A 21,289-nucleotide genomic window follows, 5' to 3' on the forward strand; every position below is an offset into this window, starting at 1 on the left:
TATGTAAAAATCAATCTCATTTAATTAGACAAAGTTTTAGTTCGGCTAGGCCCCACTAATTTAGCCACTTTACCAATGGTCAGACCTTGCACTAAGATAGAGAAAATCACGATAGCATAGGTCAATGCCAATAGGACATCACGCTCAGACCCACTCGGCAATTGCAGCACTAAAGCGACTGAGATGCCCCCACGCAGGCCACCCCAAGTGAGGACTTTCCACGCCCCCTTGGGCAGCTCCAATTGTTGGCTAAAGGTCTTGGTGGTCAAGCCAACCACGATAAGGCGGGCGACTAAAGCAATAATAATGGCCAGACCGGCAGCAATGAATAAATTCACCGAAAAAGCAATGATGACGACTTCTAAACCTATTAATACAAACAAAATAGCGTTTAAAATCTCATCAATTAGTTCCCAAAATAAATCCACATAATGGCGGGTCTCATCGCTCATAGCGTAAGCGCGGCCTTGGTTGCCCAGCATCAGTCCCATCATCACCATGGCGAGTGGTCCCGATAAATGATAGTGGCTGGCGAGTGCATAGCCGCCTAATACGCCGGCCAAAGTTAACAACACCTCTTCTTGATAGCTGTTGATACTTTTAAGCAGATAGTAGAGGATAGCGCCTAAAATAATACCGAATAAGATGCCACCACCGGCTTCAACCAATAAACTGTGGCCGATATGCCCGGCTGTGGGGATGTCACCGCTAGCTAAGATACCCAACAGAATGACAAAGATAACTACGCCGATACCATCGTTAAATAAGGACTCTCCTGCAATCACGGTCTCTAAGCTTTTTGGCGCGCCGGCAGAGGCTAAGATGCCCATCACCGCGATAGGGTCGGTAGGAGAAATCAAAGCACCGAATAACAGACACCAAATAAAGGACAGCTCAAATCCCAATAGCGGCAAGAATAAGTAAACCGCACCAGCAATTAATACCGCAGAAAGGATAGTACCTAGGCAGGCCAAAATACCGATGGGCAATTTATAACGGCGTAAATCGCCAATATTGACGTGCAGCGCGCCGGCGAATAGCAGCATGGACAACATACCGTCGAGCAAAACTTCGGTGAAGTCGAGTTGGGCGAGTAGACCGACCTCATAATCGATTAGCTGATCAAAGCCTAATAATCCCAAAAATATCGCCACGATAGAGACGACTAAAGAAATAGCCATGACGCCAATAGTGGTCGGCAGTCCAATGAAACGATGGTTGATATAAGAGAGTAAGGCGGTGATAGTCAAAAATATGGCACCGACTTCTAGGACGGTCAGACTGGCAGTAGATGACATGCAAATGGTCTCTGTAGGTCAATGATTAAGGAATGACAGGCGTAAAGTAGACCGGTGCAAACGCAAGGAATTTATATAGATTAGGCATGGATTAGGAAGATACTAGCAAAAAACCCCAGAAAATATCAGCAATAATCTATAAATCAGAGTCATAAAAACCTTGCTGTACCGCATGAAGGTGCAGGAGAAGCGATAAATAAGTTTTATTAACAAAGGACTAGAGCTAAGAGTGCTGAATGAGTTATCAGCAAAAGAATTTTGCAATAGAAAATAAAAGGGCGACCTATACCCAGATAGACCGCCCACAATTCATTACCCTACAGGATGGAAAAAATAGCCCTTAACTGATGCACTCTAAGGAACCGATACGCTCTAAAGCATTATGACCTTTCAGGATTGTCCGCCTCAGTAATAATATTGCCACTACCACCAGCGGGCGCGGCTATAGCTCTACTGCGGTTGCCAGTCTGGGCTTTACCACGGGCTGAATTATTATCCTCTGAGCCATCAGGAATCACGATTTCACGGTCATAATTGTCGGTGACGAGATCCGCATCACGCTCAAAAGCTTCTGCATCGGCCATCTTATCTAGTTTACCATGGGGCTGTTTCTGACCCGCAAAAGTGTTTTTTGAGTTGGACTTTTTGCGAGGCTCACTATGGGCAAAGATAGTGGCTAAAGATAAATCCAGCTCCTGCTTGGCGTAGGCTTCGGTGTTGGTGAAATGCTCAACCAGTAACCCTAACCACGGCTGCATATCGTTTTCATCCATCTCATCGAGTTCGTCTTTAATCGGTAAGGGATAAGGCAGTGTGCGGTAAAAGTCCCATAAGCTCATCTGATTTAAATCGCGCTTGAGGACGTAGTCGTTTTCTTCGGTAATAGTGATTAAATCGCTATCTTGTAAGTAGTTTAAATAGGTATACCATTTCGGCAACTCTTTACGGCCTAACACATCGCGCAGTTGTTGTTCGCTGACCGACTCGCCACGCTGATGATGGCTATAGACCACGTTGAGCATATCGAGCAGACTAAGCAAGGGATGACGCGGATACACTTCTTTGGTCTCAAAGATAGTCAAGGTATAGCTAATCTCAACCCCAAGTAAGATAAGGTTCCACGACAGATAAATCCAAAGTAGGAAGATTGGTAGCGCGGCAAAGGCTCCGTAGATGGCCTCATAACTGGTAAAGTTCGCCATCACTACGCCAAACGTATGCTTTAGTAATTCAAAAACGATAGTGACGAATACCCCAGCAATAGCGGCATTTTTGACGGGTACGCGAGCTTTAGGAATAAACCAATACATGCCAATGAAGCCGGCCATAGTCACAATGATAGAGACCACTTGCACCCAAAATGACCAGTCAATCCCGTAACCGGCGACTTGCTGATTTAAAAAACTTAAGCTCTGTACGGCACTAGAGGCAATAAAAGCAGTCCCTAAAACTAAGGGGCCTAAAGTCACGATAGTCCAATAGCGTAAGATACTCTTAAAGCCGCCCGAGCGATCTTCTACCCGCCAGATTTGGTTAAAGGCTTTTTCAATCGTGGTCAGGGTCATAATGGTGGTGAAGAATAGCGCGATAATACCGACAGCGGTCAAGTTGGTCGACTTTTCAGCAAAGTCATTAATATACTGGCTAACTTGTACGCTAGACTGCGGCAATAGGTTGCTATAAATAACACTATAAATTTGCGCCCGTACGGTCTCTAATGCCGGTACCGAAGATAAAATCATCAATAGGACGGTCAATATAGGGACGATTGACAACATGGTAGTGTAGGTCAACGAGGCCGCTTTTTGTTGGCAATCATCTTCAGTGAAGTGCCTCAACAGAAAGCGAATAAACTGAAACCAAGGCTTGTTAAAAAAAGGCAGTTTTTGGAGTAAATTATTCATGGCTCAAAATATTCAATTCAATAAAAAGTGAGCGTAGTTTAGCAAAATTATGTCTGCTGTACTCCGCCAATATAGTTACAATTATCTAGATTAGACTTTGCAAGCGAGCCTCGCCCTCGGGCATAATGGCGCAGTAGTTTGCTAGCGAGTTTATAAGCCCACTCTAGAGAGTATGAGCTGGCTTTTTATTAGCCTAAATTATTAACTTTAAAGACTTTCTGGCCACTAACTTAACCATTGCTATAATCACTAATATAACCACAGCTGCATAAATATACCATATGATTTTAGGATGACCGCTTATGACGACTTCACCGACTGCCGCACAGCCTTACGTACTTGTCCTTTACTACTCTAGCCATGGTACGACTAAGTCGCTCGCCTATGCCATCGCGCAAGGGATAGAAGATGGCGGTATGACCGCGCGCATCCGTACCGTACCTGCCGTCGCTGCTGAAACCCAAGTCGCCAAACCGGCTATCCCAGAAGAGGGCGATTTGTATTGCACCATGGAGGATTTAAAAGAGTGCTCAGGTCTAGCATTAGGCAGCCCTACGCATTTTGGTAATATGGGGGCGCCTATGAAGTACTTTTGGGACAATAGTGTCACCGTTTGGCTGGCAGGCAATCTGCAGAATAAGCCGGCCTGTGTCTTTACCGCAACTGGCTCTATGCATGGCGGCCAAGAGACTACGCTAGTGACGATGATGCTGCCGCTATTGCACCATGGAATGATGATTTTAGGTATTCCTTATTCTGAGCCAGGGCTAAACCGTACCAACCGTGGTGGCACGCCTTATGGTGCCTCGCATGTCAGTGGCGCGTCTCACGACCAACCTGTGACCGCTGATGAGCGTGGGTTAGCGATTGCCCAAGGTCGCCGTTTGGCGATTGCTGCTAAAGCGTTAGTAGATACTAACTGGAAATAACTAGCGACTAGCATAGCGCTAGTGGTGAGTAGTAATAAATAGTAGACAGTAAAAATTATTAAGCAGCACGTCGGCTGTACGCTCTTAGCAATAATCATTAGGAAGTTATCGTCATGAAAGATGCGAGCACTACGCCGCCAACTAGCCCGGTTAAAGCAGAAGCCAAAGAGCAGGGTAAAGTCAGTAAACCCATAGCGCCCATTCAAAAAAGACTGCGAGCGGTATGGGCAACTTGGCTCGGCTATCGACTCATAGCACTGCCTATCTTAATTGCGCTATTGAGCCCGCAGCATCCTGATATGCTCGGCGGCATTGCTTGGCAAGCGTTATGGCTTATCCCTGCGTTTATTATGACTCCGGCCATCTTTAAGGGCACGTCGCCTTACGTGTTACTTATTGGCAGTATGCTCACGCTAGTCTATCTGGGTGCGAGCGGAGTAGTTATCTTTGCGCGAGCTTATGCCGTCGATTTATCGGTACTATGGATATATGGCATAGATTTCGTGCTGTTATTCTTAATCAATACTTGGTTGTTTATCTTGACCAAGCGCTTGCCTTCAATGAACAAGGTCGGCGAATAGTCTGCTTATTGTTTGACGCCTGCTTATAAAGTCACAACCTAAAAAGCCCCACTATCTATTAGCGGGGCTTTTTGTCATTTTAGGACAGAGTATATGATTAAGTATTTTTCTTATGCAATATGGAGGCCCTCTATCTAATATAGAGGGTTTTTCCCCTCCTTTATTTTTCCCCCCTCCTTTATTAGCTACGTGAGCATAGCTCTTGTCTTGCATCAGGGCAAAGCAGTGCTTTGCTATTTCCTGATTCAGGGTTAAGGAGGGTTTTCCCCCTCCTTTATTAAAGGAGGGTTGGGGAGGATTTAAGCTTAGCGAATTTTAGTTAATTCTAAGTCCATTTTTTTACCATCGTTAACTTGGCTTACTTTTACTGGTAGGTAATCTAGGCTTGGTGCTAACCAAAAGCTAGTCGAGCGGCTATTATCATCATGTACACGGTCGACGCGTACTGTGTCAAAAGTACCGGCTGGCACAGTAATCTTAGCAGAGCCTGACTTCTTAAACGGAGTCTTTTCTACTTTGTCTTTCTTGGCCATATAGTAGTTGCCAGAGAATTTACCATTGAGTAAATCTTGACGAATTTGCACCTCTAGGCTCAAGTCATCAAAGGCTTGCTGCGGCATCGATAGTGTTTGCGATTTGCCTTTATAGTTGCTCACGACCTGTTTTTTGCTCGGGTTAAAGCTGAGCTTATGGGTGCGGCCGATGCCAAAGACTTTATAAGTGGTATTAGCATTGCTAGGGATTACACTAGTACCGGATAAGCTAAAGCTACTGCTTTGTGAGGCGGAGGCCACACCAGCAACACGGGCGCTCATATTGTATTTCCAAGCGTTACCCGAGTTGGTCAGCGTGCGAGTAGCCGTGCCTTTATATTTATCTTCGATAGTAAAACTATAGTCAGCCGTACTGGGTTGAATGTTTTTCGCACTGGCAAGCGTAGGGGCGGTCATAGTCATAGCTCCAATCACGGCGGCAGCAGCCGTCCTGCGCAATAAAGTATTTTTAAAAATAGTCGACATGGTTCATCCTTCTAAAAAATATTAGGGGTGTTATAAACAGATAACCTCTTAATGGTCATATTCTGTTACATTTTCAAGGGCTGAGATATTAGTGTCTTGTAGGGGGTTATTGCTGACCTTACCGCGGGGTAACGCCCTGTGAGCAACGTAAAATAATCCCCATAACAGCAAGATATAGCGACATTTTCATCCTTATCATGGCTATACAGGACTGCAGCTAAGCCTTTTAATTTAGGGCAGATAGCAGCAAAGCCAATCCTGCCGTAGTTTTGAGTTGGTGAAAGCGAGAAGAAAGAGAAAAATTAGCGACTATTTTATAAAAATTCACACGGTTGACCTTGAACCGAACCGCTATTGCCCCCATTTTTGATGGCAAGCCTAAGCTGAGATATCCGCTACTTTTATTCTAAAAATATTAGCGCATACTTTGGTTAGGCCACTTAATCTAACTAAAACTTAATTTGGAGTCATATTGATGAATATTCGTCCTTTACATGACCGTATTGTCGTCCGCCGCTTGGAAGAAGAGCAAAAAACTGCCGGTGGTATCTTATTGCCAGGATCGGCGCAAGAAAAACCTTCACAAGGCGAAGTCCTAGCTGTTGGTAATGGCCAAATCCGTGAAAACGGTGATGTCCGCGCTTTAGACGTCAACGTTGGCGACAAAGTCCTTTTCGGTCAGTACGCAGGTCAAACGGTCAAAGTTGACGGTGAAGAGCTACTTATCATGAAAGAGTCTGACGTATTGGGCGTTTTAGAAGGTTAATACTGGGCAGCCTTTAATGGTAGTCCGTAACCTGATAAAAATTTATATCCCTATTTAAGTCAATTTGACAGAATCATTCATAATAATTGGAGTTTATTCTCATGGCAAAAGATGTAAAATTTGGCGCACACGCCCGTAAACAAATGATGGATGGCGTAAACATCCTAGCTGACGCAGTAAAAGTAACTTTAGGTCCTAAAGGCCGTAACGTAGTAATCGATAAGTCTTTTGGTGCCCCAACTATCACTAAAGATGGTGTCTCGGTCGCTAAAGAAATCGAACTAGAAGACAAGTTTGAAAACATGGGCGCGCAATTGGTCCGTGAAGTCGCTAGCAAGACCAACGATGTGGCTGGTGATGGTACGACTACCGCTACTGTATTGGCTCAGTCTATCCTACAAGAAGGCATGAAGTCGGTCGCAGCTGGTATGAACCCAATGGATCTTAAGCGCGGTATTGATAAAGCCGTTCGCGCTGCTGTTGAGCAAATCCATCAGCTATCTACTCCTGCTGATGACGAAAAAGCTATCGCTCAAGTCGGTTCAATCTCTGCCAACTCAGACACCAAAATTGGTGAGTTGATTTCGCAAGCTATGCAGAAAGTAGGCAAACAAGGCGTTATCACTGTTGAAGAAGGCTCTAGCTTTGAAGACACGCTAGAAGTCGTCGAAGGTATGCAGTTTGACCGTGGTTACATCAGCCCATACTTTGCTAACAAGCAAGACAGCCTAACTGCTGAATTTGAAAACCCATTCATCTTGCTAGTTGACAAAAAAATCAGCAACATCCGCGAAATCGTGCCATTACTTGAGCAAGTTATGCAACAAAGCAAGCCGTTGCTAATCATCGCTGAAGACGTAGAAAACGAAGCGTTGGCGACTCTAGTAGTGAACAACATGCGTGGCGGCCTAAAAACTTGTGCGGTTAAAGCCCCAGGTTTCGGCGATCGTCGCAAAGCTATGCTACAAGACATCGCTACACTAACTGGCGGTACGGTTATCTCTGAAGAAGTCGGCATGAGCTTAGAGACGGCTACTATCGAACAGCTAGGTACTGCGAAGAAAATCACAGTCGGTAAAGAAAACACTGTTATCGTTGATGGCGCTGGTCAAAAAGCAGACATCGAAGCTCGCGTTGAGTCTATCCGTCGTCAAGCAGAAGAGTCTACTTCTGACTATGACAAAGAAAAGCTACAAGAGCGTATCGCTAAACTAGCTGGCGGCGTTGCCGTTATCAAAGTTGGCGCAGCGACTGAAACTGAAATGAAAGAGAAGAAAGACCGTGTTGACGATGCGCTACATGCCACTCGTGCTGCGGTTGAAGAAGGCGTAGTCCCTGGTGGTGGTGTTGCTCTAGTCCGTGCGATGGGCGCTTTAAGCGAACTTCGTGGCGACAATGACGACCAAAATGCTGGTATCAACATCCTTCGCCGTGCGATGGAAGCCCCATTACGTCAAATCGTGACCAACTCTGGCGAAGAAGCTTCAGTAGTGGTTAACGAAGTGAAAAATGGTTCAGGCAACTACGGTTATAACGCGGCTACTGGCGAGTACGGCGACATGATCGAGATGGGCATCCTTGACCCAGCTAAAGTGGCTCGTTCTGCACTAGAGCACGCTGCTTCTGTAGCTGGCCTAATGCTAACGACTGAAGCTATGATCACTGACAAGCCAGAGAAAGATGACCCAATGGCTGGCATGGGCGGTGGTATGGGCGGCATGGGTGGTATGGGCGGCATGATGTAATCAGCCCCTTTACCCTCAATGCCCAATACTATAGCTTTTAAAGTATAGTGTTTAGCAATAGAAAACCCCGGTAGGCTTTGGCTTATCGGGGTTTTTTTATGTTTGAAAAAATATATTTAAGCTAGTAGCTGCGGGTCAGGTGTAGTGCTACTGATCCGCCTCAGCACGCTTAAACACCCAAGTCTTATCATCAGATACCTCGGCACTATAGCGATAACCCGCTAAATCAAAGTCCTTTAACTGCTCAGCCTTAGTCAGCTTATTATCTGCTGCATACTTGACCATTAAACCACGAGCTTTTTTAGCATAAAAGCTAATGACCTTATAGGTGCCATTCTTCTCATCTTCAAATCTAGGCGTGATGATATCCGCATCTAAAGCCTTTTTCTTTACCGCCTTAAAGTACTCGTTTGACGCCAAATTAATCAGGACTTTATCGCCATCTTTACTAGCAATGTCCGCCATGCGCGCATTGATTACTTTAGTAATGTGCTCGCCCCAGAATTCATACAGGTTATCACCTTGCTCATTTTTGAGTTTGGTACCCATCTCTAAACGATACGGTTGAATCAAATCTAACGGCTTTAGCACGCCATATAAGCCGGATAATATGCCCAAGTGCTCATTGACGTAAATGACCGTGTCTTTGTCCATGCCATACATATCTAGACCAGTATAGACATCCCCATCAAACAGATAGCCCGCAGGTTTGGCATTGTCGTCGCTAAATGGCTGCTCTTCACTCCAAGACCAGTCTTGATTACGCTGAGTATTCAGTTGTGCCAAATCATCAGAGATGCTCATCAGCTCTTGTAAGTCGATAGGCTCTTTGGCTTTGAGGGTCTGCATCAAACTTTGTGAGTGGGCAATCAATTCAGGTTGGCTATAGTAGTTGCCGACATTGACGGGGACGGCGTCTGATTCATTAAGGCTCTTGGCAGGCGAGAGGACGAAATACATAGGGTATCCTTGAATAATTATTTGAGTAATAGAGAGGGTTATTAAGAAGAATGAGTTATTACTGTTGTAGGGAGTAGTCTGTATAAAAATCAATTTAGAGTAGACCTCAAGTATAACCAAGTGAGCAACGGGCTGCATCTCGGAAAAACTCAAGGTAAGTTTTTAAGATTTCAAAGCCCCTATTAGCATTGAGAGCCATTACTAGCAGCATTGCAAGCCACTACTAGTATTGCTAGCCAGAAAAAATGTCTATAAGCCAATGTAAATTAAAGAATTTCACTGTTTTAGCCCTATTTTTTAGCGGTTATAAAATAATAAAAAATACAGTAATATCATTAAGTTGTAACTATTTTGTGTACAACTGTATTGTTTCTATAACTTAGCAGTCATTTATTATCAATGATAATTGCAAAACACTGTTACTATAATAAATAACAATGATGGTGTCAGCATAACCATTTATTAAATTGATAACCTTTAGTTTGCCCTATTGTGACCAAAGGTTTTTTTAATGTATAAAAGTCAAGAACGCAAGGAGCCTGTATGAAAATCGGCGTCATTAATGTTACAGAAGCCCATGAAAAACGAGTAGCCCTAACCCCAGACGCTGTCAAAAAACTGCGTAAACTTGGCTTTGAGGTCATTGTAGAGTCAGGTGCAGGACGCGAAGCCTACTATACCGATAGCGCTTATCAAGAGGCAGGGGCTGCTATCGCCGCTACTGACTCGGATGTGCTAACACAGGCCGATATTATTACCGTCGTTCACGACCTCAGTCCTGAGCAAATCAGTCAATTGACAGCAGGCAAGATGGTAGTCGGTATGTTAGACCCGTATCGCAACACTAATCTGGATGCTTATGCTCAGCAGGGCGTGACTGCCTATGCCATGGAAATGCTGCCGCGTACCTTATCGCGCGCCCAAAACATGGACGTGTTGTCGTCGCAAGCCAACCTTGCCGGCTATAAAGCAGTCCTGATGGCCGCCAACGAGTATGCCAGACCTTTCCCAATGTTCATGACCTCAGCTGGTACCGTTAAGCCCGCTAAAGTGGTGATTTTAGGGGTAGGGGTAGCGGGGCTACAGGCCATTGCTACCGCCAAGCGTCTCGGTGCTGTGGTAGAAGCCAGTGATCTACGTCCTTCTGTCCGTGAGCAAGTCGAATCACTCGGCGGTAAATGGTTAGATGTGCCGATGAGCGAAGAAGAGAAAGAAAAAGCCAAATCTACCGGTGGTTATGCTTGGACACCTTCTGAGCAATATATGAAGGATCAAGCGGCGGTCGTGGATAAAGCGGTCTCTAATGCGGACATCATCATTACTACCGCGCAGATTCCAGGTCGCAATGCACCGCGCCTTATCCATAAAGCGACCATCGATAAGATGAAAGCCGGTTCTATACTCCTCGATATGGCCGCCAGTACTGGGGGTAACGTCGAAGGGACGGTATCTGGTGACACCGTAATGACGGATAACGGCGTACGTATCATTGGTGCGGCCAATATTCCAGCGCTGTTGGCGGCGCAGTCCTCAGACTTATATGCCAATAACCTCGTCAACTTTATTACCACTTTAGTAGACAAAGACAACGAGAAAGCAGGCGGTGCACCGAATTTAGCAGTCAATATGGATGACGAGATTCAGGGCGCACTAGCAGTTACTCACGCCAGTCAGGTAAGACTACAGAAACGTTAGCAGCCCGAGCCATTGCTCAGGAGCTCGCTTGCCGTATTTTAGGGATATTACGAGGCTATCTACCATAATAGCTACCGAATTTAGGAGAACAAGATGATTGCCACTGTCTTAGCAGTCGCCACTGGTGGCGCAGTCGCTACCGCCACCCCATTTGTCGCTATCTTTACGATTTTCGTACTAGCGATTTTTGTGGGATATTATGTGGTTTGGGGCGTGACCCCCGCGTTACATACGCCACTTATGGCGGTGACCAATGCACTATCGAGTATCGTTATCGTCGGCGCGATGCTGCAGACCGTTAATATTGGCGGTGAGACGATTACTGCGACCAGCCTATTGGGTGCGTTTGCCGTGTTTTTGGCCAGTATTAACATTTTTGGTGGCTTTGCCGTAACGGAGCGTATGCTAGCGATGTTTAAACCGAAAGAGAAAAAAGTAAAAGTTGTGACTACAGACGTTGGGGGTGACGCATGAACGGAGTCTCTGAATTGTCAGGTATGAATTGGATCGCTGCACACGCCGATTGGTTCTACTTAGTAGGCGCGGTATTATTCGTCCTAACCCTACGTGGCTTATCTAGTCCCAAGACCGCTATCCGCGGCAACCGTTTTGGTATGGTCGCGATGGCTATTGCCGTAATTACTACCTTCTTCTTAGCGGAAGGACCCGTATTATGGCTCATCATCGGCGCGATGGTTTTAGGGGCTGTTGTGGGGATGTGGAAAGCAAGAACGGTCGCGATGACGCAGATGCCCGAAACGGTCGCTTTAATGCACTCTTTCGTTGGTCTAGCTGCAGTTGCGATTGCTTTAGCTACCGTATTGCATGTCGAGCAAGAGCATTCTACTATCGCTCGTATTGAACTGTTTATCGGTTGCTTTATTGGTGCGATTACTTTCTCGGCCTCAGTATTTGCCTTTGGTAAATTGGCGGCGAAAAAGTGGGCGAAGACCATCAATGGCGGTTGGGTTAAACCAGTTCAAATTATCCTATTCTTAGCGATGTTAGGGTTTGGTGGCGTCTATTTCGTCACGGATTCCTTGCCAGCGTTCTACGCTATGGCTGCCTTAGCGGTCGTCTTCGGTTGGTATTGGATTGCGCCAATCGGTGGTGGCGATATGCCGGTGGTTGTTTCACTATTGAACTCGTTCTCGGGTTGGGCGGCAGCAGGTATTGGTTTTACCCTTGGTAACTCTATGCTAATCATCGCTGGTTCATTAGTTGGTTCTTCTGGTGCCATTCTTTCTTACATCATGTGTAAGGCGATGAACCGATCGCTACTCAACGTCTTGTTTGGTGGTATGGGTACTGCTGCAGTAGCCGCTGGTGACGATGATGGCGCACCCAAGACTTATAAGTCAGGCTCAGCAGAAGATGCGGGCTTCCTTATGGCCAATGCTAGCGACGTGATTATCGTACCGGGTTATGGTATGGCTCAGGGCCGCGCGCAGAATGCCGTGAAAGAGCTGTATGAGACGCTGAAAGAAGAAGGCGTCAACGTACGCTTTGCTATTCACCCGGTTGCGGGTCGTATGCCCGGCCATATGAACGTACTATTGGCTGAAGCAGACGTACCATACGACGATATCTTAGAGATGGATGAGATTAACTCAGACTTCGCTAGCACGGATGTGGTGTTAGTTATCGGTGCCAATGACGTAGTCAACCCATCGGCTAAAGATGATACCAGCTCGCCAATTTACGGTATGCCTATCCTCGATGTGTCAAAAGCGCAAACGGTCATGGTTATCAAGCGCTCAATGAGCACAGGGTATGCTGGTCTAGACAACCCATTGTTCTATATGGATAAGACTATGATGATCTTTGGTGATGCTAAGAAAATGGTTGAAGAGATGGTACGTACCGTTAATGGTACCGGTCATTAATCCTTAGAAATAGTTTAGTGTTATGTTCTTCATTAAAGGCGGCCTCGGTCGTCTTTTTTATGGCATGGAAAAACTGCTTTTTTTTAGGATAACTAGCGGGTTCTTGATGATAATAAAGGATTAGCTTACGTAGAAAGTAAAAACCTTTAGAATAGCCGTCCTTATATAGTCAATTTCAAATAAATCCTAATCATTATGGATCGTGCAACTGGTAAAAATTTTTATGGCTGGTCGTATGCCAAGAGCTTTGACTTTATTAAAATCAGGGCTACAAAAAAATTCTCCCAGTCGCACTATATTGGTTTTAAATCGAGCTAGCATATAGTCCCAATTTTACTTTATAACTGCTTATAACCATGGTTGCACTTAGGTTTGTCCATGACTCGTACTCTTTAATTGATAACTTTGCTTTGAGATATTTTATGAACATGTTAATTCGTTTCTTTATTATGATGGCGTTATTAAAGGCGCAGTTAAAACAGCAAGCCAACACAGCTACTCTGACAGAAGAGCAGTTATTCAAACCAGTTACGCGCAGCTATCGCATCCTGCCCCACGATATGGGCTTTCGCAATCATCTGCCCAACTACCGTTATCTGTCTTTTATTGAGCTCAATGTCACCAAATGGCTAATACAACTGACAACGCAAAAACAGCGTAAAGACTTAATGTGGATTCTCTCGATGCAGGAGATGGTCTATCTAAAGGAAATTAAGTTTTTAGATAAGATAACGCTAACCAGTACCTTAGAAGGGTGGGATGAAAAGTATGTCTATTTTCAACATCAATTCTTTGTAAAAAATACCTTGATGGCTATTGGTATGAGCAAATTTGTGTTGGTGGATAAAGCCGGTAAGCAAACGCCAGAGATATTGGATATGCAGGGCTCACATATGACACCTGTTATTGAAAGTTGGAATGGCCATCAGACCGCTATCAAAGCCCAATAGCTATTTCTAAATGCTATACGAGGTTCATTGCTCAGTTAATAGTTTGGCAGTAAGCCGTGGACAATTAAAGCCGCCCCTATATAACTCAGGCTAGTAGCTTAAGTAGATGACGCTAACTATCTCAATTGGCGAAAGTTTGTTACGATAGGCGTCATTAGCAGTCTCGCTATAGCGTGAGTGAGTCTAAACCTAAAAACTTATAACCTTGAAGGATTTATTATGACCCCGCAAAAGTTAAAATGGACGGACAGCTTAGATATCGCCATTGAGCTGGCTGAAAAGTTCCCAGAGACGGATCCACAATATGTGCGTTTTACTGATTTGCACCGTTGGGTGACCGAGCTAGAGGGTTTTGATGATGATCCAAATAAGTCTAACGAAGGTATTTTAGAGTCTATTCAAATGAATTGGATTGATGAGGCAGACTAAGCTACTACGGCTTATCCCGTTATAGCAATTACCATACTTAGTAATTTCATGCCCTTAGCTTTATCTTATTAGTTAATTTAAAAAATATCGTGAATTATTCTAATAGGTGCGATACTCTATAAAGTCTGTATCGCATCCTTGAGAATAATATGACTAAAGCAACCAACACCGATAATAATACCGAAACAGCTGCCCCAAAATTAGCCATAAAAACCCAAACTCGAATATTGGCGCAAGCGACCCGTTGCCAAGGGATTTCTGTGCGCACTACTAACCATAATGAGTTAAATCCAGACAGCGCTAAATTGCCTAGGCTGTGGGAAAAGGTGTATCACAATTACTTTAAGCAACTAAAGAAGGGCAGTGCACTTTATGGGATTTATCATAATTATGAAAGCGATGCGTTAGGGGCCTTTGATGTGACGGCCGGCTGGCGAGAAATAGTCTATCAGGGGGATAAAAAAGCACTGGCTTCTTTAGAGTCAGTCACTATCCCTACGGGCAGATACTTAGTGTTTACTAAACAGGGTGAGATGCCTACGGCCGTTATCAATGCTTGGCAGGCGATTTGGACGTATTTTAATAATTTAGAGTGTCGGTACGAGCGCTGTTATCAGGTGGATTTTGAGCATTACGTCAGCGAGACCCAAGTGGATGTTTATATTGGGGTGAAGTGATGCTTTTTTAATCCTGAATTTATTCAAAAGGATTGAGTACAGCTAGACCTGTAATGTTAAAGTCCTTAATATTACGAGTAACTAAGGTCAACTTATGCTCTAGAGCAGTAGCCGCAATCCAAGCATCGTTTTCTGGGGCTGGATTCGGAATGTGTATTTGGGCACAAATATTAGCCGTGCCAATATTTAAAGGATGTATCTTTCTATCAAAGGTTGGTTTGACGATATTGTTTAACCAACTACGTAACATTTGTCCTTGACGCCTATCTTTGCGTTCAATACGTAATACGCCACGTTCCAACTCCATCATAACAACAATGCTAGTAAATAACTGGTCATTATCAATATTTGCTGACCACAGCAATAGCTTTTTATTGGCTTTACCTGCACTGACTAGACGAAGTTCGCTAATAATATTAGTATCTAATAAATACATTAATCAAAGTCCACAGGGGGACGTGGTAATTTACTACGTAGCGGAATCTCTAATTCAATATCTGCTACCTCTGGACTTCCGGAAGCAAAGCAGTCTAAAAGAGTTTTATTCTGCGAAGAGGGGTTTGTCAGATTTTGATATTCTTCATAACTTAGCATGACTTTTACAATTTTCCCTTGCTCAGTGATAAAGACAGGTCCAGTCTGAGCTAGGTTAGCTAGGGTGTTTTGGCTAAATTCCTGTTTGCTTATTAACATGAGTATCCCCTTTATTCAGTGGATGACATCTTATGTTAGCACTATTGAATTGGGAATAGTGAATGGTTAGGGTAAAATTCAGAAAGGATAGGCGAATCAGATAAGAAGCTGAGCGCCATCAGCAGACCGCGCTCAGTAGTAACCAGCAGAGTTTATTTAGCTTAAGCGTTAGTAGACGCTAACAATATCCCTTCCAGCATCTTCTCATAAATCTGCGCAAGCTTGCCAATATCATCAATCTCTACTTTTTCATCGACCTGATGAATCGTGGCATTGCGCACGCCCAGCTCAACCACTTGTGCGCCTGTCGGAGCGATAAAGCGGCCGTCAGAGGTGCCGCCTGAAGTAGATAGCGTGGTATCGACACCGGTCACGGCTTTAATGGCGTGCTGGCAAGCCGAGACCAGTTTGTCTTCGGGCGTTAAGAAAGGGTTGCCAGACAGTTTCCAGTCAATCTCATAGCTCGCTTCACTGTCTGCAAAATGCTTATCCAAGATAGCGTGAGTCTTCTCTTTAAGCTCTTCTGCAGTAGTCTCAGTAGAGAAGCGGAAGTTAAATACCACTTCTACCGTCTCAGGGATGACGTTATTCGCCCCCGTACCGCCATTGATATTAGAGATTTGCATGGAGGTCGCGGGGAAGTAGTCATTACCGCTATCCCACTCAGCCGCGCCAAACTCAGTCAAAGCCGGCAGCAACGCGTGGATAGGATTGGTCGCTAAATGCGGGTAGGCCACGTGACCTTGTTTGCCCGTCACCGTCATTACTCCACCGAGGGAACCACGACGACCATTTTTAATGATATCGCCTAAGGTATTAGTACTCGAAGGCTCACCAACCAAGCAATAAGTGATTTTTTCATTGCGCGCCTCTAGGGTTTCGATAACTTTGACTGTGCCATTCACGGATGGGCCTTCTTCGTCAGAAGTAATCAACAGAGCTATTGATCCCTGATGGTCGGGGTGCTTAGCGACAAAGTTTTCGGTAGCGACGGTAAAAGCAGCGATGGCAGTTTTCATGTCTGCAGCCCCGCGGCCCCATAGGAAACCATCTTTTACAATAGGCTCAAATGGGGGATAGGTCCAATTGGCCACATTGCCAGTAGGCACCACATCGGTATGACCGGCAAAGCACACGACAGGCTCGGCTGAGCCACGACGCGCCCATAAGTTTTTCACTTCGGCATCACGACCGGTCGCTGCTTTATCGCCAAAATAAATAAATTCACAGTTAAAGCCCGCGGCTTGCAAGCGTTCCGCCAACACATCTTGGCACCCTGAATCATCGGGAGTAACCGAATCACGGCGCATCAATTCGATGCTTAACTCTAGGGTAGCTTGTTGGTGATTGTCTGTGATTGTTGATGTGCTCATCATTACCTCAAAGGTTTAAAAGTAGTAGGGACTCCTCTCCAAATTTGAGGAGAAGAGTAGGCGGGGGGAATGGTCCCGCCTAAGAAAAATAGCCCGTGCTCCCGCCTGATATAGGGGCTACAAAGCTATCGAACCAAAGCCACAGCATCATCGCGGCGTAACCAAGTGGCAATGGAGTAACGCTGCCGATGGGCAATTTCCACTTGATGGCGCAAGTCACTATCGAAGACGACTAAGCGATTGGCTTTGGGCAAAATATGCTGCTCATTACCGGCGTTATCTATGACGGCTAAAGCGCCGCCATCGGCCTCTGTCCAAGCATCATTTAAATAGAAAACCGCAGAGATTACCCGCTCATTGCGACCGTTGGGATTGTCGGTATGCCATTGATAGCCAAACCCTGGGGGATAGCAAGCATAATGCGCTTCGCTATGGCGGATACCAGCATATAAAGTACGGTTGAAATACTGCGCTAATTCATTAATTTGCTGCAGATAGTAATCACCCGCAATAAAGTGCTTGGTAATCCAGCGAATACGGTCACCGCGGATATCTTTGGCCAATAAACCCTCGGCCACCATAGCGTCGCGATAATAGATAAAGCCACTCTCGGTTTGTAGCGCTAACACCGCACTTGGCGAAAAAACTTCATCGAGTACCACATAGCCTTCGGTCACTAAACGATCTAAGGTGGCCTCATTAAAAAGTTGCTCCCAAGCGACCGAAAAATCAGCGGCTGATAATTCATCGCGCTGGACAGCTGGCGTGAGTGGGTGCTCTTCAATAAAAGCATCGGGGTCTAAATCGACCTGTAATAGCGGGTCGAAAAAGTCGGGAGGGTTATTATTTATAGCCTCAGTAGCTATAGTTGGCTCATCCGCTGAGGGCGGAAGTAGAGAATTATCAGTAGCGACCGCTTGAGGGAATATGTCTAGGGTCGGCTTTAAATTACTGATTATCTGTGACATTTTTGCTGTACCTCTGAATATATAGTGCGATTTATAGAAGTTTTAGCGGGTTTCACAAATAGTAACAGCGATAGTAGCAATGCTCGCAAAGGTCTAGTATTTCATAACTAGGCCACAAGAATGAAGAGAAAGAGGGTAAGTATTATTCATAATTGAACAATAATTTATCAACAACTTGGTAAGCACGACGGTTAAAGCTGCTTATTTTTTACGTGCTTATGCTACCATATAAGCACTTTTTAATAACGATACATTTAATCCCATGAATTACAAACACGCCTATCACGCTGGCAATTTTGCCGACGTTGTCAAACACATCTTACTTATCCAACTGCTGAATCAGCTGAGCCAAAAAGGCAAGCCGTTTTATGCACTCGACGCTTATGGTGGCCGTGGTCTTTACTCGCTAACCAGTGAAGAGGCACGCAAGACTCAAGAAGCCAAAGGTGGCGTCAAGGCAGTAATGGCTGCTGACGTTAGTGCGGCTCCTGAAGCCGTCAAGCAATACGTTGATGAGCTCAAGGTCGCCCGCAGTACCTATGACAAAAACGTCTATCCAGGCTCGCCTTGGTGGATCGCCCATCATGTCGAGATGCATGCTGATGCAGGTATCCGTGCCGAGGCCTTTGAAGCCAAAGCCACGGAATACGATGCGCTAAATTACCAGCTGTATCAGTTGCCTATCGGTATTCATCACCGCAATGCTTTTGAAGGTATTCGCGGTGTTATTCCGCCTGTAGAGCGTCGCGGTTTGGTACTGTTAGACCCTCCTTTTGAGCAAGAGCACAAAGACTTTAGCGTCCTCGTTGATCTGCTAGCCGCCAGCTATGACAAATGGCCACAAGGGGTGTATGCGCTTTGGTATCCGCTAAAGAATATCGATGCCGTTGAACTGTTCCATAAAAAAATGAAACGTACCGGCATTAAGCGTCAGCTCGTTTGCGAATTGAATATTTATCCTAATGATGTCGCGGTTGGCCTAAACGGCACTGGTATGCTGATTATCAATCCGCCTTGGCAGTTTGATAGCAAAGCTCGCGAGATTCTACGCTTCATTCAGCCGTTATTAAAGTCGGCAGATGCCCCAGAGATGACCCCTGACAGCGCTACGAATGTTCGTTGGTTAGTAGGAGAGTAAGTATGTCACCTGTGTCGCCGAAACCGACTGCCCCCACGGAGCAGTCTGCCAGTACAGATACTCTAGCCAATGAAATGGCGAATCTGCAAAGTACGCCGCCTTATATTGATTCGAGCTTGGATGAGAGCGAAATCAATCGTATGCTAGCGGATTTAGATGATTACGACGGGTTGACCTTTGAAGTCATCGAAGCGGAAGTCTCTGATGGCACGCCGGTAGTCAGCCGCGGGGTTTATCTCGTCCCTAACCTGATTACCACGATGTCGTTACTGTCTGGTTTTTTCTCTATTTTGGCGAGTACACAGGGTCATTTTTACAAAGCATCATTGGCCATCTTTTTGTCCGCGATATTGGATGGGGCAGATGGGCGCGTAGCCCGGATGCTTAATGCACAAAGTCCCTTCGGTGAGCAGTATGACTCGCTAGCCGATATGCTGGCTTTCGGCGTTGCCCCCGCGATATTGATTTATAGCTTTGCTCTTATGCCTTTAGGCCGAGTGGGCATCGCTTGCGCGTTTATCTTTACGGCCTGTGCAGCCTTCCGTTTAGCCCGCTTTAACGTGCAGATTGGCGTCGTCGATAAAAAATACTTCGTCGGCTTAGCCAGTCCGCTAGCGGCTATCTTAGTCACTAGTGCTGTGATGGTGGCGGTCGATCACAATCAATGGATAGGCCAGTATGACTTATACATCACTATGCTGTGTGCAGTGTGGGTAGTGGTGTCTGGCTTACTGATGGTCAGCAATATCAAATACTATAGCTTTAAAGAATTTGATAAAAAGAAAGTGCCTTTCGTAGCCCTTATCGCTGGTGTCCTCGTCATGGGTATCGTCTTATATGATATCCCTGTAGGCATCCTAGCGATTGGTATCATCTATGCGCTTTCGGGCATCGTCTCCACCTTAAAGTCTAAAGTTAAAAACTAGGCTGTTAGTCGTTTAGTCTCTCTCTGCCCTCTCTCTACGAGCGCCTCTATTCTATTAAGGATAGGGGCGTTTTTTATGGGCGCAATTCAGGGAATCAAACACTATTTATAACCCTATTTATATAGGGGTTTTAGCGTTAGGTCTAACATGCAAATGGGTAATCATAAACAATAAACTAGAAAATTAATTATAGCTATTGCGTTAATCATACACTGGCATCATGGATTTAATTAGGAGATAACCCCTAAATACATTCTATAAAGTATAGCTATTTATAAAAAGGTAACCATAATTACCATTAAATTTTTATTTATCTCAACTAATAAAATACTTATAAATAATCTAATGAATAAATTGTATATTTTATTCCTATTTTTATATTGTGGATATAAATAAAGTATTAGGTCAGCTTTATCAAATAAAAGTCAGACTTAATTATAAATATAGTCATTTCTAAATATATTAAAAACATAAATATTATATTTATTATATTAAATCAAATATTTAAAGGCATATCTCCGCAGGCTCATTAATAGGCTAGCAACGGTAATCTCTAAGGTAGTCCCTAAAAATGTGCTTATACCCTAGTGCTTAAGACAGGGCTAGTCCAAAGATAGCTAATTGGTAAAACGACCTCTTTCATCTTTAGTAGTAACGTATTTTTATAAAGGAATTTAGTTGAGGAAATATTATTTTTTATTTCTGTTTTATTTCTGCTATTAATTTTTAAATAACATAGGCGTATAGTGTGTCTGTTTAAAAAGCATTTTGTATTTATTGTGTCTTGTTATCAGTGGCGTTAACTGTCTGAATTAGTTATTCCCTCAATGCAAGATGCTATGAATGAAAACATGCTGTATTAGATTAGCCGCCAATAATCATTAATAAGTTCTTTGCTAGTTAACTAGCAGCTATTAATAGTGTTGCCAATGTTCAAACCCCCACTTTAATAGCGCTATGGTTATTGAGCTGGTGTATCGAAGATGACATCCCTTTATTGCCACCCTCTGGCACCTTGACTTCCTCTTTATTTAGAGTTGAGTGATAGGAATGTACCATGACAGGCAGAGCGCTCATGTGACCGACAGGCTGACCTCAGTGTTAGTCGATAAGTCACTGTCCATGACCCCCGCTCAAAGCTGTCTCTGCAGTGACCTCCGTGCCAACTCGCAGTGCTCTCTCTCCTTTACTGGATTTGGTAAAGGCCAATGAGTCATCGGCGATTTTCCACTATGGCTGGAACAATAGATAGGAGGGGCTAGTATTTAGCGACTCCTATCTCGACGACTTCACGAGAGTCGTGGTATGCCAGGACGGCAACATGACGACCTAACTTGGCAGATATTAGCTGC

At 44.7% G+C, this 21,289-nt stretch carries 20 protein-coding genes; 12 read left to right on the plus strand and 8 right to left on the minus strand.

The features are described 5' to 3' along the window. Window positions 1-20 precede the first annotated feature (20 nt). A complete protein-coding gene (locus tag ACZ2XM_RS11775) occupies window positions 21-1,298 on the minus strand; it encodes a cation:proton antiporter (protein WP_490589239.1) in 1,278 nt (425 codons plus the stop codon). A 380-nt stretch (window positions 1,299-1,678) separates the two neighbouring features. Then, entirely contained in the window at window positions 1,679-3,202 is a 1,524-nt protein-coding gene (locus ACZ2XM_RS11780; protein WP_490589238.1) for a YihY family inner membrane protein, read from the minus strand. Window positions 3,203-3,504: 302 nt separating this feature from the next. On the opposite strand from ACZ2XM_RS11780, the gene wrbA reads away from it, so the two are divergent. Beyond that, window positions 3,505-4,131, plus strand: coding sequence for an NAD(P)H:quinone oxidoreductase (wrbA, locus tag ACZ2XM_RS11785; protein WP_490589237.1), 627 nt, complete (start codon window positions 3,505-3,507; stop codon window positions 4,129-4,131). 113 nt (window positions 4,132-4,244) lie between these two features. Further along, on the plus strand, window positions 4,245-4,712 hold the full coding sequence (locus tag ACZ2XM_RS11790) for a hypothetical protein (RefSeq protein WP_490589236.1): 468 nt from the start codon (window positions 4,245-4,247) through the stop codon (window positions 4,710-4,712). Between the two features lie 305 nt (window positions 4,713-5,017). Here ACZ2XM_RS11790 and ACZ2XM_RS11795 read toward each other — a convergent pair whose 3' ends face one another. Beyond that, entirely contained in the window at window positions 5,018-5,731 is a 714-nt protein-coding gene (locus ACZ2XM_RS11795) for a DUF3108 domain-containing protein (RefSeq protein WP_490589235.1), read from the minus strand. A 472-nt stretch (window positions 5,732-6,203) separates the two neighbouring features. Between ACZ2XM_RS11795 and ACZ2XM_RS11800 the strand changes: the two genes are divergently transcribed. Next, window positions 6,204-6,497, plus strand: a complete 294-nt coding sequence (locus ACZ2XM_RS11800; protein ID WP_201497713.1) for a co-chaperone GroES — start codon at window positions 6,204-6,206, stop codon at window positions 6,495-6,497. A 101-nt stretch (window positions 6,498-6,598) separates the two neighbouring features. Further along, window positions 6,599-8,242: a chaperonin GroEL gene (gene groL, locus ACZ2XM_RS11805; protein ID WP_490589234.1), complete on the plus strand. Its 1,644-nt coding sequence runs from the start codon at window positions 6,599-6,601 to the stop codon at window positions 8,240-8,242. A 147-nt stretch (window positions 8,243-8,389) separates the two neighbouring features. Here the strand turns inward: groL and yaaA are convergent, their stop codons facing one another. Further along, window positions 8,390-9,202 (minus strand): peroxide stress protein YaaA, encoded by an 813-nt coding sequence (gene yaaA, locus ACZ2XM_RS11810; RefSeq protein WP_490589233.1) that lies wholly within the window; start codon window positions 9,200-9,202, stop codon window positions 8,390-8,392. Between the two features lie 543 nt (window positions 9,203-9,745). On the opposite strand from yaaA, the gene ACZ2XM_RS11815 reads away from it, so the two are divergent. From ACZ2XM_RS11815 to ACZ2XM_RS11840, 6 genes are all read left to right on the plus strand, one after another. Next, the gene (locus ACZ2XM_RS11815) at window positions 9,746-10,897 is read left to right on the plus strand and encodes a Re/Si-specific NAD(P)(+) transhydrogenase subunit alpha (protein WP_490589232.1); all 1,152 of its coding nucleotides are present in this window, start codon (window positions 9,746-9,748) and stop codon (window positions 10,895-10,897) included. A gap of 93 nt (window positions 10,898-10,990) precedes the next feature. Then, window positions 10,991-11,371 (plus strand): proton-translocating transhydrogenase family protein, encoded by a 381-nt coding sequence (locus ACZ2XM_RS11820; RefSeq protein ID WP_490589231.1) that lies wholly within the window; start codon window positions 10,991-10,993, stop codon window positions 11,369-11,371. A 23-nt stretch (window positions 11,372-11,394) separates the two neighbouring features. Then, a complete protein-coding gene (locus ACZ2XM_RS11825) occupies window positions 11,395-12,783 on the plus strand; it encodes an NAD(P)(+) transhydrogenase (Re/Si-specific) subunit beta (protein WP_490589343.1) in 1,389 nt (462 codons plus the stop codon). Between the two features lie 422 nt (window positions 12,784-13,205). Continuing rightward, window positions 13,206-13,733, plus strand: coding sequence for an acyl-CoA thioesterase (locus ACZ2XM_RS11830; protein ID WP_490589230.1), 528 nt, complete (start codon window positions 13,206-13,208; stop codon window positions 13,731-13,733). A gap of 219 nt (window positions 13,734-13,952) precedes the next feature. Then, a complete protein-coding gene (gene iscX, locus ACZ2XM_RS11835) occupies window positions 13,953-14,162 on the plus strand; it encodes a Fe-S cluster assembly protein IscX (RefSeq protein ID WP_490589229.1) in 210 nt (69 codons plus the stop codon). 149 nt (window positions 14,163-14,311) lie between these two features. Then, entirely contained in the window at window positions 14,312-14,839 is a 528-nt protein-coding gene (locus tag ACZ2XM_RS11840; RefSeq protein WP_490589228.1) for a GyrI-like domain-containing protein, read from the plus strand. A 19-nt stretch (window positions 14,840-14,858) separates the two neighbouring features. On the opposite strand, the gene ACZ2XM_RS11845 is transcribed toward ACZ2XM_RS11840, so the two are convergent. From ACZ2XM_RS11845 to ACZ2XM_RS11860, 4 genes are all read right to left on the minus strand, one after another. Beyond that, complete coding sequence (locus ACZ2XM_RS11845) at window positions 14,859-15,275, minus strand: type II toxin-antitoxin system VapC family toxin (protein ID WP_490589227.1); 417 nt, start codon at window positions 15,273-15,275, stop codon at window positions 14,859-14,861. Continuing rightward, window positions 15,275-15,532, minus strand: coding sequence for a hypothetical protein (locus ACZ2XM_RS11850; protein ID WP_490589226.1), 258 nt, complete (start codon window positions 15,530-15,532; stop codon window positions 15,275-15,277). Before ACZ2XM_RS11850 ends, ACZ2XM_RS11845 begins: the two co-directional genes overlap by 1 nt. Window positions 15,533-15,693: 161 nt before the next feature. After that, the gene (gene dapE, locus ACZ2XM_RS11855) at window positions 15,694-16,905 is read right to left on the minus strand and encodes a succinyl-diaminopimelate desuccinylase (protein ID WP_490589225.1); all 1,212 of its coding nucleotides are present in this window, start codon (window positions 16,903-16,905) and stop codon (window positions 15,694-15,696) included. 125 nt (window positions 16,906-17,030) lie between these two features. Continuing rightward, window positions 17,031-17,873 (minus strand): 2OG-Fe(II) oxygenase, encoded by an 843-nt coding sequence (locus ACZ2XM_RS11860; protein WP_490589224.1) that lies wholly within the window; start codon window positions 17,871-17,873, stop codon window positions 17,031-17,033. Between the two features lie 262 nt (window positions 17,874-18,135). On the opposite strand from ACZ2XM_RS11860, the gene ACZ2XM_RS11865 reads away from it, so the two are divergent. After that, window positions 18,136-19,011 (plus strand): 23S rRNA (adenine(2030)-N(6))-methyltransferase RlmJ, encoded by an 876-nt coding sequence (locus tag ACZ2XM_RS11865; protein WP_490589223.1) that lies wholly within the window; start codon window positions 18,136-18,138, stop codon window positions 19,009-19,011. 140 nt (window positions 19,012-19,151) lie between these two features. Beyond that, window positions 19,152-19,937: a CDP-diacylglycerol--serine O-phosphatidyltransferase gene (gene pssA, locus ACZ2XM_RS11870; RefSeq protein ID WP_490589342.1), complete on the plus strand. Its 786-nt coding sequence runs from the start codon at window positions 19,152-19,154 to the stop codon at window positions 19,935-19,937. The last annotated feature ends 1,352 nt before the right edge of the window (window positions 19,938-21,289 follow it).

It is taken from the genome of Psychrobacter sp. CoH-33_TS_01, assembly GCF_058189395.1.